Source organism: Lutibacter sp., from assembly GCF_016342705.1.
GTDB lineage: Bacteria > Bacteroidota > Bacteroidia > Flavobacteriales > Flavobacteriaceae > Lutibacter.
In genome coordinates this window covers 22,272-35,219 of record NZ_JAEINV010000021.1, presented here as the reverse complement: position 1 = coordinate 35,219, position 12,948 = coordinate 22,272, and the positions used below count along the sequence as shown (strand labels likewise).

Here is a 12,948-nt window from a genome sequence, read left to right as displayed (position 1 = left end):
CAGTATATTTGAACTTTAAAAGTTAGAAAAATGGATTTAAAAAATGGACAATTAGTTGTTGATACTTGGATAAAAGAACATGGAGTTCGATATTTTAATGAATTAACAAATATGGCGCAATTAACCGAAGAAGTTGGTGAAGTTGCTCGTATTATTGCAAGACGTTACGGTGAACAAAGCGAAAAAGAAAGTGATAAAAATAAAGATTTAGGAGAAGAATTAGCCGACGTTGTTTTTGTTGTTTTATGTTTAGCAAACCAAACAGGAATAGATTTACAAGCCGCTTTTGATAAGAAAATGGATGTAAAAACAAAACGCGATCACGATCGTCATCAAAATAATGAAAAATTAAAATAAATGAATAAATATAAATCACAACCGTTTTTTAAAATAGCAATTAGGTTTGCAATTGTTTTTTTGGTGTTGGTTACTGTTTTTGAAGTGGGCTTTTCTGTTTTAAAAAATATGAGTTTTTCAGTAATGGCAGAACAAGTTTTTTCAGATGGAAAATGGCAATATTTTGTAAAACGAATTGGTTTTATGTCAGCATTTTATGGAGTTTTTATGGCTGGGTGGTATAAGTTTATAAAAAAATAATACAAAATAAAACGTCATTCTGAACTTGATTCAGAATCTCATTACATTGATTTTTAAACATTATGAGAATTTGAATCAAGTTCGGGTTAACGAAAATATTATTTTAAAACAACTTCTTTTATTAATCTAAATTTATCAACTCAATATCACTTTCTCTTACTTTTTTATTGAGTGATTTTACATCATTTTCAAAAATGTCATAAATTTTAGACAATTCAACATCTATTAATTTAGTGATTTCATTTTTAAATTCAACCGATTGGTCTGTTGGTTTAAAATCTCCTATAGAACTTAATGAATTTAAATGCGCTAATTTATTATTTAACTTAATTGGAAAATTTAAAGGGTCTTGATTGCTTTTACTTTTTGTTTGATACAATTCATTTTCATAAGTAGTAAGGTTTTTAACAATAGTATCTGCAAATTCAATAATTTCTTTGTTTTTTTCTTTATCTGAAATAGATTTTTTCAGTTGTTCAATTTGAGTTTTAACTATTGTAATATTTTTTAATGTTTTATGAATTTCTGTTAGCTTTTCCTGAATTTCAATAATAAAATTAAATTGTTTTTGTAAATCATTATCCGTTGCAGAACTTCTTGGATCTTTTAACAATGTAAATTGCTGTTCAGAAACTATTTCTTCATTTACAGATAACTTAACTTTATAATTTCCAGGTAATGCTTTTGGTCCATTTAAAGACGCCCACCATAAAATCATACCTTTAATTTTTTCAGCATCAGGATATTGCATATCCCAGTTAAATACGTTTGAACCTTTTTCAACTTTTAATTTTTCTTCGTTTTGATCTTCATCTGGATTGGTTGAAAATGTTTTAATATGCTTCCCATCCGCTTCAAAAAAGGCCAATGAAATAGTATCTTTTTCTGAAACATTTTTCACATAATAATTAATTAAAACGCCGCCAGGATGATTTTGTCCAGCAGTTTTTGACATTCTGCTACTTCCACCCATTCTATAACTATCCATTGGTTTGTATAGGAAAGCTTCTTTTGAAATAATTTCAGTATTAATTTGATGCAACGGTGTTAAATCATCAATCAACCAAAAGGATCTTCCTTGTGTTGCAGCAATTAAATTATTGTTTTTTATAGTTAAATCTGTAATGGGAACAATTGGTAAATTCAATTGGAAAGGACTCCAATTTAAACCATCGTCAAAAGTGATATACATGCCATTTTCGGTTCCGGCATATAACAATCCTTTTCTATTTGGATCACTTCTTAAAGCTCTTGTAAAATGTTCTGAGGCCATTCCATTTATTAGTAGTTTCCAAGATTTTCCATAATCTTCGGTTTTGTAAATGTAGGGAGCATAATCACCCATTTTGTAACGTGTTCCTACAATATAAGCACCACCAGCAATAAAAGGATCAACTTCAATGCAGTTAATTAGCATCCACTCAGGCATTTTTTTTGGTGTAACATTTTCCCAGTTTTTGCCACCATCTTTTGTAATATGTACCAATCCATCATCCGATCCGGTCCAAATTAAATTTTCTTCAAAAGGAGATTCTACAGCGGCAAAAATAGTTCCGTAATATTCTACGCCAGTATTGTCTTTTGTTATTGGTCCACCAGAAACTCCTAAGGTTTTTGGATCGTTTCTTGTTAAATCTGGACTAATTACTTCAAAAGATTGTCCTTCATTATAAGTTACGTGCAAATGATTTGAGGCAGTATACAATTTCTTTTTATTGTGTGGTGAAAAGAAAATTGGGTAATTCCATTGAAAACGATATTTCATGTCTTCCGCTCCGTGTCCCATTGGGTCATCTGGCCAAACATTTATCACTCTGCTTTCATCGGTTTTATGATTTACTCTTGTTAACAAACCACCATAACTTCCTCCGTACACAATATCATTATTTAAAGGATCAACAGTAATATGTGCGCTTTCTCCACCAGCGGTGCTTTGCCAATCACTCTCGCTAATTGTTCCGCTATTTGTTCTATGAGAAATTCGAACGGTTGAATTATCTTGTTGTGCGCCATAAATTCTGTACGGAAAATAATTATCAGTTACCACTCGGTAAAATTGTGCTGTTGGTTGATTCATCATTGTACTCCAATTTTCACCAGCATCAAAACTTATTTGCGCACCGCCATCATCGGCAATAATCATACGTTGATTATCTTCAGGAGCAATCCATAAATCGTGATGATCACCATGAGGTGCATTAAACGATTTAAAAGTAGTGCCGCCATCTTTAGATTGATGATAACTAACATTCACTACATAAACAGTATTTTCGTCTTGAGTGTCAGCATAAATGCGCGTATAATACCAAGCGCGTTGACGTAAAGCCCTGTCGCTATTTACTAGTTTCCAAGTTTTACCAGCATCTAAAGATTTGTAAACGCCACCATCATTATTTTCAATTAAAGCCCAAATAATATCTGAATTTAAGGGTGAAACAGCTATTCCACTAATTCCCCAAATGCCTTTTGGAAGTCCTTCATTAGTTGAAATATTTACCCAATTTTCACCTTCATCGGTACTTTTCCAAATTGCAGAACCATCGCCGCCGCTTGATAAACTATAAGGAGTTCTTCTAACATTCCAAGTGGATGCATATAAAATACGTGGATTTGTGGGATTGATAATTAAATCTACGGCTCCAGCATCGGAATTTGAAAATAATACTTTTTTCCAGTTTTTTCCACCATCAACAGATTTGTAAATTCCTCTTTCTTCAGATGATTTGTACAAATCTCCTAAAACTGCAGCAAAAACAATGTCTGAATTTTTAGGATGAACACGCACTCTTGGAATATGTCTAGATTTTTCTAAACCAATATGTTTCCAAGTTTTTCCGGCATCAACACTTTTCCACATACCATCTCCTGAAGAAACATTTCCTCGTACGGTAACTTCACCATTGCCAACATAAATTACATTATTATCAGATTCGCTAACTGCAATTGCACCTACTGATCCGCCAAAAAAGCCATCAGAAATGTTGCTCCATGTATTTCCAGCATCAGTAGTTTTCCATACGCCGCCGCCAGTTGATCCAAAATAATATAAATTTGCTTTATCCGAAACACCAGTTACAGCAGCACTTCTTCCCCCTCTAAATGGTCCAATATTACGCCATTGAATAGATTTGTAAAATTCTTCACTAAATTTGGTTACTATTTTTTGAGCATTAACTTTGTGCACTGATAAAAAGAAAAAGCAGCAAATTAAAAAAAGGTATTTTTTCATGACTTTTGGTTGAATTGATTGAAAAATAATCTGAAAAGTAAAGCTATTAAAAATAAATTTATTAAAAGCGACTAATTTTACACTAATGAGTATCTTAAAAATTAATAAAATTGAAAAAGTTGTATCTGGTACAATTGAAATTACGGGTTCTAAAAGTGAAACAAATAGATTGTTGGTTTTACAAGAGTTTTACCCAAATTTAAAAATTGAGAATGTTTCAAATTCAGATGATTCTGTATTGGTTAAAAACGCGCTTTCAAATACTTCAAAAGAAATAAATATTGGACATGCTGGTACAGCAATGCGTTTTTTAACTGCTTATTTCTCGGTAAAAGAAAATTCAGAAATTATTTTAACAGGTTCACATAGAATGAAAGAACGACCAATTAAAATTTTGGTTGATGCGTTAATTTCATTAGGTGCAAATATTGAATATGTTGAAAACGAAGGATTTCCACCACTAAAAATTACAGGAAAAAAACTAACTAAAAGTTTTGTTGAAATTGAAGGAAATGTGAGTAGTCAATATATTTCTGCATTGCTTTTAATTGCACCTATTCTAGAAAATGGCTTGAAATTAAAGTTTAAAGGCGAAATAACATCTGTTCCTTATATAAAAATGTCATTGACTTTATTAGCTGGGTTAGGGGTTGAACTTTCTTGGGATGATGATAGTATTTCAATTCATCCAAAACCAGAAATCCCTTCAAAAACTATTGTAGTAGAATCGGATTGGAGTTCTGCATCTTATTATTACAGTTTATGTGCATTAAGTGCAAATTCTAAAATTAAATTGTCTTCATATAAGCAATCAAGTTTACAAGGCGATGCTGTTTTAGCTGAAATTTATCAACAATTAGGCGTAAAAACAGTATTTGAAGAAAATTCAATTCTATTATCAAACGAATCAAAAATTGGAGATTTTAACCTTTTAACTTTAGATTTAAAATCTGCTCCAGACATTGCGCAAACAATTGCTGTTACTTGTTTTGGGTTAGGAATTGAATGTTTTTTAACAGGATTACACACCTTAAAAATTAAAGAAACCGATAGGTTGGTTGCTTTAAAAACAGAAATTGAAAAATTGGGTGGAGAAGTGGAAATAACTGATGAAACCTTACATTTAAAAAAATCTTCAAAAATAAAAGAGAATATTAGTGTTGCTACCTATCACGATCATAGAATGGCCATGGCTTTTGCTCCACTAGCATTAAAGGTTCCAATTATAATAGAAGATGCTGATGTTGTTTCAAAAAGTTACCCAACATTTTGGGCTGATTTTGGAAAAGTAACACTATAAAAACCTAAAAAACAAAGTTTTATTCATAAACACTTGACAACGCCTATGCCGATGTTGTATATTTGCGCACAATTAATAAAAATAATACATGAAATTATCACATTTTAAATTCGATTTACCTGAAGAATTATTAGCTGAACGCCCAGCAGAACATAGAGATGAGTCTCGATTGATGGTTTTAAATAGAAAAGATAAAACTATTGAACACAAATTGTTTAAAGATATTATTGATTATTTTGATGAAGGAGATTTAATGATTATGAACAACACAAAGGTTTTTCCAGCTAGAATGTACGGCGAAAAAGAAAAAACAGGTGCTAGAATTGAAGTTTTTTTATTAAGAGAATTAAATGCCGAAAGCAGATTGTGGGATGTATTAGTTGATCCAGCAAGAAAAATAAGAATTGGGAATAAATTATTTTTTGGAGATGACGAAAGTTTAGTAGCAGAAGTTATTGATAATACTACATCAAGAGGAAGAACTTTACGTTTTTTATATGATGGTTCTTATGAAGAATTCAGAAAAAAATTACAAGAGTTAGGAGAAACTCCACTTCCAAAATATATAAACAGACCGGTTGAACCAGAAGATGAAGAGCGTTACCAAACTATATACGCAAAACATGAAGGAGCTGTAGCTGCACCAACAGCTGGTTTGCATTTTTCTAAACATTTAATGAAACGTTTAGAAATTAAAGGAATTGATTTTGCAGAAGTAACTTTACATGTTGGTTTAGGAACTTTTAGCGCTGTTGAGGTGGAAGATTTATCTAAACATAAAATGGATTCTGAACAAGCCATAATTAATGATGAGACAGTAGAGATAGTAAATAACGCTATTGATAAAAAAAGAAGAGTATGTGCTGTTGGAACAACTGTAATGCGCGCAGTTGAAAGTTCTGTTTCTTCTAATAGCCGTTTAAATTCATTTAACGGTTGGACAAATAAGTTTATTTTCCCTCCGTATGACTTTAGTATTGCAAATTGTATGATTACAAATTTTCATACACCAAAATCTACTTTAATGATGATGGTTGCTGCATTTGCTGATTACGACTTTTTAATGAAAGCGTATGATGAAGCTGTAAAAGAAAAATACAAATTCTACTCGTATGGTGATGCGATGTTAATTATCTAAGAAAAAACTATTTTTTTAAGTTTGATTCCCGCTAATGCGGGAATCTTTTTATAAACTAGAACCAATATAATGAGTGAAAAAAAAGACATAAGAGCTTTAACAAAAACAGAACTTAGAGATTTTTTTGTTTCTCAAGGCGACAAGGCTTTTAGAGGAAATCAAGTGTATGAGTGGTTGTGGAGTAAAAGTGCACATTCTTTTGAAGCAATGACCAACATTTCTTTAGAAACTCGTGAAATGCTAGAGTGTAATTTTGTTATTAATCATATAAAAGTAGATCATATGCAACGCAGTTCTGATGGAACTGTAAAAAATGCTGTAAAACTTCACGATGGATTAATAGTAGAATCTGTTTTAATTCCAACAGAATCTAGAACAACAGCTTGTGTTTCTAGTCAGGTTGGTTGTAGTTTAGATTGTAGTTTTTGTGCTACTGCACGTTTAAAAAAGATGCGAAACTTAAATCCTGATGAAATTTTTGATCAGGTTGCCGCAATAAATCAGGAAAGTTTATTGTATTACAATCATAAACTTTCTAACATCGTTTTTATGGGAATGGGTGAGCCTTTAATGAATTATAACAATGTTTTAAAGGCCATTGAAAAAATCACATCACCTGAAGGTTTAGGAATTTCACCAAGAAGAATTACCGTTTCAACTTCGGGATTACCAAAAATGATTAAAAAATTAGCGGATGATGAAGTAAAATTTAATTTGGCAGTTTCTTTACATTCCGCAATTGATGAGGTGCGTTCTGAAATTATGCCATTTAGTAAAGCATTTCCATTAATAGATTTAAAAGAATCGTTAGAATATTGGTATGCAAAAACTGAAAGTAGAGTTACTTATGAGTATGTTGTTTGGAAAGGAATAAATGATACTAAAGAAGCCATAAATGCTTTAGTAAAATTTTGTAAACATGTACCTTGTAAAGTAAATTTAATAGAATATAATCCTATTGATGACAGTGATTTTCAACAAGCAAATCAACAAGCAATAAGCGATTATATTAGTATTTTAGAAATGAACGATATTATTGTTAATGTACGAAGAAGTAGAGGTAAAGATATAGATGCTGCCTGTGGGCAGTTAGCAAACAAAAAAAGCTAGATTTTATCTAGCTTTTTTTGTTTTAAAACCGCTGTTTATATTTGTATTCAACAAATTTAAAGTAATTGTATAATTTGTAATTTACATCCAATCCATAGTCTGTATTAAAATCATAATCAATTTCGTTTTCATAAATTGAACTATTATATTTTAAAGGGTTTCTGGCTCTTATATTCCATTGGGTTACATAAAATTTATTTTTCATTTCATAATAATTCTGCGAATAAAAACTAGCTGGTTTTGCTATGGTATTTAAGTAATTTTCAAACCCAATATCTATAATAATAATTTCGTATTCTAAACTGTCATTTGCTATTCTAACAGCGCTTTCGGTTTCATCAGAATTTTGATTTGCTACGCTTTTTAAATTAGAGCCACAACTAATTATAAATAGTGAAAGTAAAAAGCAATTAAATATAGGTTTCATAATTAACTGGTATTGATTGTATTAAAGTTACAAAAACTATTCCATTTTTTAGTTTAATTTAAGTAATTTAGCTGGTATGTAAATAATTAAATAATGGAGAAAAAGCGTTGTAATTGGTGTGGAACAGATCCTCTTTATATGGAATATCACGATAAAGAATGGGGAGTTCCAGTCTATGATGATAAGAAATTATTTGAATTTTTAATTTTAGAAACGTTTCAAGCAGGTTTAAGTTGGATTACAATTTTACGAAAAAGAGAAAATTTTAGAGCTGCATTAGATAATTTTGATTTTAGAAAAATTTCTAAATACAATGAAACTAAAAGTGAAGAATTATTGCAAAATGCAGGAATTATTAGAAACAAATTAAAAATTAAAGCAACTATCTCAAATGCCTTGGCTTTTATACAAATTCAAGAAGAATTTGGCTCATTTTCAACATATATTTGGAGCTTTGTAAATAATGTTCCAATTAAAAATGAGTGGAATAATATGAGTGATGTTCCAGCAACAACTAAAATTTCGGATATAATTTCAAAAGATTTGAAAAAAAGAGGATTTAAGTTTGTTGGTTCCACTGTAATTTATGCACATATGCAAGCAACTGGTATGGTGAACGACCATATAAAAGATTGTTTTAGATATCAGCAAGTATAAAAAAGGCTCAACATCTGTTGATCCTTTTTTATGCTTAAAAAAGTGAATTATCCAATTTTCTTTACAAATTTTGTAATAATTACAATTTGTATTCCATCAACTTTTCCTTCAATATATTCTGCATTTTCATGGTCTAATGAAATTCTTCTAACGGCAGTTCCTCTTTTTGCAACCATACTTGAACCTTTTACAGGTAAATCTTTAATTAACACAACCGAATCGCCAGCTTCTAAAATTACACCATTGCTATCCCTGTGTATAACTTTATTTGAGGTGTCTTCTCCAACTCCAGTAGCCTTTGCCCAAGTCAACGTTTCATCATCTAAATATAACATATCCAATAAGTCTTGAGGCCAGCCTTCAGAACGCAAACGAGTTAACATTCTCCAAGCCATTACCTGAACGGCCGGAACCTGACTCCACATACTATCATTTAAACATCGCCAGTGATTTGCATTTACATTTTCTTCGTTTTCAATTTGGTCAATACAAGTAGAACACGCCACAATGTTTTCTGCAGATGGTGCTACTTCAAAGACATTTAAGTTTTCAGTAGCGCCACATAATTCACATTTATTATCGCTGCGTACTAATAATTCTTTAGATAAACTCATTATTTGTTTTTTAGAAACGCAAAAATACATTTAAAAATTTGGTATCACAACCCCATTTAATTTCAATAATTTGGGCGTTACCTTCGGTCGGGCTATACGTTTCAAGTCCTCGCTAAGGCTGTGGGCTTTTCTCTTCTATCCCTAACGCAATAAAATATAGTACTTTAAGTTTTATAAATTTAAATTATGAATATTTTAATATACTAAACATAAAATAGTTGCGTTATTTGCATAACAAACTACTATGTTATGCTTAAAAAATTCTTTTGGATGTGCTCTGGCGCAGATACCGATATTTTAAAAACAAGTTCAAAAGCTGAACAAATTAAATTTGCAGGAATAGGGGGTACGGTATTTTTTACTGCTGTAATGGCATTTATTGCATCAAGCTATGCTTTGTTTACTGTTTTTGATACGTATTACACAGCTGTTTTTTTTGGGTTAATTTGGGGCTTGTTAATTTTTAATCTAGATAGGTTTATTGTTTCAACAATAAAAAAACAAGACAATAAATGGAAAGAAATATGGCAGGCAACACCACGTATAGTTTTAGCAATTATTATAGCTGTAGTTATATCTAAACCTCTGGAAATGAAAATATTCGAAAAGGAAATTAACCAAGTTATATTAACTCAAAAGAATGAATTAACCTTAGCGAATAAAAATCAAATAGCAAATCAATTTACTCCTGAAATCACTGCTTTTCAAAATGACATCAACCAATTAAAACAAGAAATTGCAACAAAGGAAGCTGAATCTAACGCCTTATATGATACCTACATTTCTGAAGCAGAAGGAACAGCAGGAACAAAATTATTAGGAAAAGGGCCAGTTTACAAAGAAAAGAGGGAGAAACATGATGCTTCTTTATTAGAGTTGCAACAATTAAAAAATGAGAATAAAATAAAAATTAATGAAAAAGAAGCTCAAATTGTGGCTTTAGTAGCAAAACAAAATGGCCAAGTTGTTAAATCACAGCCTATTATTGACGGCTTTGATGGTTTAATGGCCAGAATTAATGCTTTAAATGAACTACCTTGGTTACCATCATTTTTTATTTTTTTATTATTTTTAGCAATTGAAACTTCTCCAATATTTTCTAAATTAATAGCGCCAAAAGGGGAGTACGATTATAAAATTCAGGATATTGATAATGCTATTAAAACTTGGGTATACCAAAAAGAAAGTCAAAGAGCAAATATTTTAAATACCGATGCTAAATTAAATGAAGCCATTTATGAAGAGTTAGCTGAAGAAGAAGAGTTGTATAATTATAAAAAGCAAAAGGCTCGTGAAATTTTACAAATTCAAGCAGATGCTTTTTATAAAAGTCAACAAAAAATAATTAGCTAATTTTCTAAAGGGTAAATTGTTACACTGTATCCTAGCCAGCCTTGCAGTTTATTATAAATTAATTGTTGATCTTCTTTGGAGAAATTTTTAATTCTTGTGCTGTGAGAACCTCCTTTTAAAATCATTTTTAAGGCGTCAACATGAGGTTTTGGGTTTGGAGCACAAGCGCCCCAGGTATCGTATTCACCATAAATATATAGTATTTTTTTTCCTTTATTTTCTACAAAATCTCGTACTTCTTTTATGTAATTTGGCTTGTAAGTCAAATCAACATTTTTTGGGGCAAAGCGTAAATTAGTTGGTTTATGAACAATTTTTAATAAATCTTTTACTGGAGTAATATCAAAACCATAATAACCCAATTCTGTCATATGTTGGTAATAAGATGGTAATAAATCAAAATAAGTGGTATCATTATAAAAGCTAATACCAACAATTTTATTTAAATAATTAAACATTTGTTCAGAAGATGCTTCATTACCTGGTATTTCTTCACACTTTCCTCCCCATTGCCAAAACGAAAATGGAAATTCTAAAACGGCATATTCTAATGCTTCTTCATAACATAATTCTGTGTACGTCATTCCTTTAATTTCAGCATATTCCATTATTTCAGTTAATATTGATTCTTTCTTCAATAGTAACTCTCGTTGAAATTTTTTTATTTTCTCTCTACATTCATCAGTTCCAATAGAATTTATGTGAGTTTGTGTTCTTGAATCTTCTTGAGTGTTAATTAATGGAGCTACATAAGGAACGGCAACTTCAACATCCCACGGATATTTACTTTTATAAATTAAAACGGTTTCTCCACCTTTACTAATACCTGTTGAAATCCATTTTCCAGTATATATTCGTTTTAATTTTGTTACTATTTTATGATAATCTTCAATGGCTTGATCATTTTTTAAATAGTTCCATTGGATAGTATCTGGACGTGATTTTCCGTAAAAACGATATTCTACTTGAACCTGATTTCCTTTAAAGATTTCAGTTAATTCATATGTTTTCGGAGTTGCATTGTAACCCTCGGTTACTAAAACTGTTGGTTTAGTTTCATCCACATGTGAAAGGTAAACATATTGTTTAAAAGTTCCTGCAGTAGGATTTTTATGATCTAATGGTTGATTTAAAACAATTTGGTAGGCTTTTGTAAAATGTGCAGTTTCTTTGATTGTAGTTATTTCTGCCGTTGGGAAAAGCTTTTCTAACTTTTGTTTAAATGTTAAAATTTCAACTGGTTCTAATTTGATAGTTCTACAACCAGTAACTGAAAATGTAATTGCAATAAATAATACAAGAGATTTAATAAACTTCATTTTTATTTAAAATTTTCTTTAAAATTAAAGGTTTAAATTTACTGAAGTTTTTTTGCTTTAAAATCAATTTTGAAGTAAAATTTATCACCTTAAATAAGGTTCTTATTAGCCTAGATATAAAACAATACATTAAATTAGTTTCTTTTCTATATATTCAGAATTCATGATGCGCAAAGCACCCATATATTTCATTTTAAAAGACACTAAATCTCCAACTTTATATTTTTTATTTGTTTGACTTAAATCCACAACCAACATATCAGAACTTGCGCCAATAAAGGTTATATTTTTATCAACAGGCATTATAAATTCAGTTTTAGAAATATCTAAAAGGCCTATATCTAAAATTCCTCTGCTATGATTTCTTCCATAGTCGTTATGGTCAATTTCAATTGTTTCTCCTGATGGGTTTTCTTCCAGTTCTCCATAAGGAACCACTGATTTTTCTGTTATTTCAATAATTTCAGCAAAAAGTAAAAAAACATCATCCTTCATTTTAGGAACTGTTTTATTTGAAAATAAGTCAACACCAAAAAATAAGGTTTCACCAATTCTAAAATGATTGACCCCTTTTGGAATTTGTTTTGTTAATAAGAGTGGAATCATAACAGAAGATCCACCTGAAACATAGTCGATTTTCTTTCCAAATTTAGCTTCAATCAATTGTTCATATAAGCTAAGTTGAATTAATTTATCTTTACTTGGCATAACACCACTTAAACAATTTAAATTTGCTCCAATGCCTGAAACAGTAATATTAGGTAGCTCAAATATTTTCTTATAAAAAGCTATTAAATGTTCACCCAAAATCCCTTCACGTAAATCACCCAACTCAATCATAATAATAATTCGATGGATTTTTTCTTGTTTTACAGCTTCTTCAGATAGCCATTTTATGGTTGTAAATTCTGTATTAAAACTAACATCTGCATATTTTACTACTTTAGCAATGCTTCTTTTGGCAGGCGGTTTTATGTAAATAGTTTCTTTCTGTGGATTTATAGCTTTTATTTTTTTTAAATTAGATAATCTAGCATCGCAAACTTGTTCATCACCTAATGATAAAACATATTCAAGATAGGTTTTATTTCCGCATAGCATCTTTAAAACGGGAGCCCATTCAATACTGTTTTTTTTAAACAATTGTTGTAGGTAGCTATAATTTATTGCTAATGATTTTTTGTTTAAAGTAATATATGCCATA

At 30.3% G+C, this 12,948-nt stretch carries 12 protein-coding genes; 7 read left to right on the top strand and 5 right to left on the bottom strand.

Translation table 11 applies throughout. From position 1 onward, the window contains the following. Positions 1 to 30: 30 nt before the first annotated feature. Positions 31 to 357, top strand: a complete 327-nt coding sequence (locus JEY78_RS14720; protein WP_291853075.1) for a nucleotide pyrophosphohydrolase — start codon at positions 31 to 33, stop codon at positions 355 to 357. Next, complete coding sequence (locus tag JEY78_RS14715) at positions 358 to 597, top strand: hypothetical protein (RefSeq protein WP_291853072.1); 240 nt, start codon at positions 358 to 360, stop codon at positions 595 to 597. It begins immediately after the preceding gene. 121 nt (positions 598 to 718) lie between these two features. Here JEY78_RS14715 and JEY78_RS14710 read toward each other — a convergent pair whose 3' ends face one another. Then, on the bottom strand, positions 719 to 3,826 hold the full coding sequence (locus tag JEY78_RS14710; RefSeq protein ID WP_291853069.1) for a glycosyl hydrolase: 3,108 nt from the start codon (positions 3,824 to 3,826) through the stop codon (positions 719 to 721). A gap of 85 nt (positions 3,827 to 3,911) precedes the next feature. Between JEY78_RS14710 and JEY78_RS14705 the strand changes: the two genes are divergently transcribed. From JEY78_RS14705 to rlmN, 3 genes are all read left to right on the top strand, one after another. After that, complete coding sequence (locus tag JEY78_RS14705) at positions 3,912 to 5,126, top strand: 3-phosphoshikimate 1-carboxyvinyltransferase (RefSeq protein ID WP_291853066.1); 1,215 nt, start codon at positions 3,912 to 3,914, stop codon at positions 5,124 to 5,126. An 88-nt stretch (positions 5,127 to 5,214) separates the two neighbouring features. Further along, on the top strand, positions 5,215 to 6,264 hold the full coding sequence (queA, locus tag JEY78_RS14700) for a tRNA preQ1(34) S-adenosylmethionine ribosyltransferase-isomerase QueA (RefSeq protein ID WP_291853064.1): 1,050 nt from the start codon (positions 5,215 to 5,217) through the stop codon (positions 6,262 to 6,264). A gap of 66 nt (positions 6,265 to 6,330) precedes the next feature. Continuing rightward, positions 6,331 to 7,374 carry a 23S rRNA (adenine(2503)-C(2))-methyltransferase RlmN gene (gene rlmN, locus JEY78_RS14695; RefSeq protein WP_291853124.1) on the top strand — a complete coding sequence of 348 codons (1,044 nt, stop codon included), beginning with the start codon at positions 6,331 to 6,333 and terminating at the stop codon, positions 7,372 to 7,374. A gap of 22 nt (positions 7,375 to 7,396) precedes the next feature. Here the strand turns inward: rlmN and JEY78_RS14690 are convergent, their stop codons facing one another. Beyond that, entirely contained in the window at positions 7,397 to 7,801 is a 405-nt protein-coding gene (locus JEY78_RS14690; protein WP_291853061.1) for a DUF6146 family protein, read from the bottom strand. A gap of 93 nt (positions 7,802 to 7,894) precedes the next feature. Here JEY78_RS14690 and JEY78_RS14685 point away from each other — a divergent pair, with 93 nt between their 5' ends. After that, positions 7,895 to 8,458, top strand: coding sequence for a DNA-3-methyladenine glycosylase I (locus JEY78_RS14685; RefSeq protein WP_291853058.1), 564 nt, complete (start codon positions 7,895 to 7,897; stop codon positions 8,456 to 8,458). Positions 8,459 to 8,505: 47 nt separating this feature from the next. Here the strand turns inward: JEY78_RS14685 and JEY78_RS14680 are convergent, their stop codons facing one another. Further along, on the bottom strand, positions 8,506 to 9,072 hold the full coding sequence (locus tag JEY78_RS14680) for an alkylphosphonate utilization protein (RefSeq protein ID WP_291853055.1): 567 nt from the start codon (positions 9,070 to 9,072) through the stop codon (positions 8,506 to 8,508). A gap of 249 nt (positions 9,073 to 9,321) precedes the next feature. Here JEY78_RS14680 and JEY78_RS14675 point away from each other — a divergent pair, with 249 nt between their 5' ends. Then, positions 9,322 to 10,425, top strand: coding sequence for a DUF4407 domain-containing protein (locus JEY78_RS14675; RefSeq protein ID WP_291853052.1), 1,104 nt, complete (start codon positions 9,322 to 9,324; stop codon positions 10,423 to 10,425). Here the strand turns inward: JEY78_RS14675 and JEY78_RS14670 are convergent. Next, positions 10,422 to 11,744 (bottom strand): S28 family serine protease, encoded by a 1,323-nt coding sequence (locus tag JEY78_RS14670; protein ID WP_291853049.1) that lies wholly within the window; start codon positions 11,742 to 11,744, stop codon positions 10,422 to 10,424. The two genes, JEY78_RS14675 and JEY78_RS14670, sit on opposite strands and share 4 nt — an antisense overlap. Positions 11,745 to 11,873: 129 nt before the next feature. Then, positions 11,874 to 12,947 carry an alanine/ornithine racemase family PLP-dependent enzyme gene (locus JEY78_RS14665; RefSeq protein ID WP_291853046.1) on the bottom strand — a complete coding sequence of 358 codons (1,074 nt, stop codon included), beginning with the start codon at positions 12,945 to 12,947 and terminating at the stop codon, positions 11,874 to 11,876. Position 12,948 lies beyond the last annotated feature (1 nt).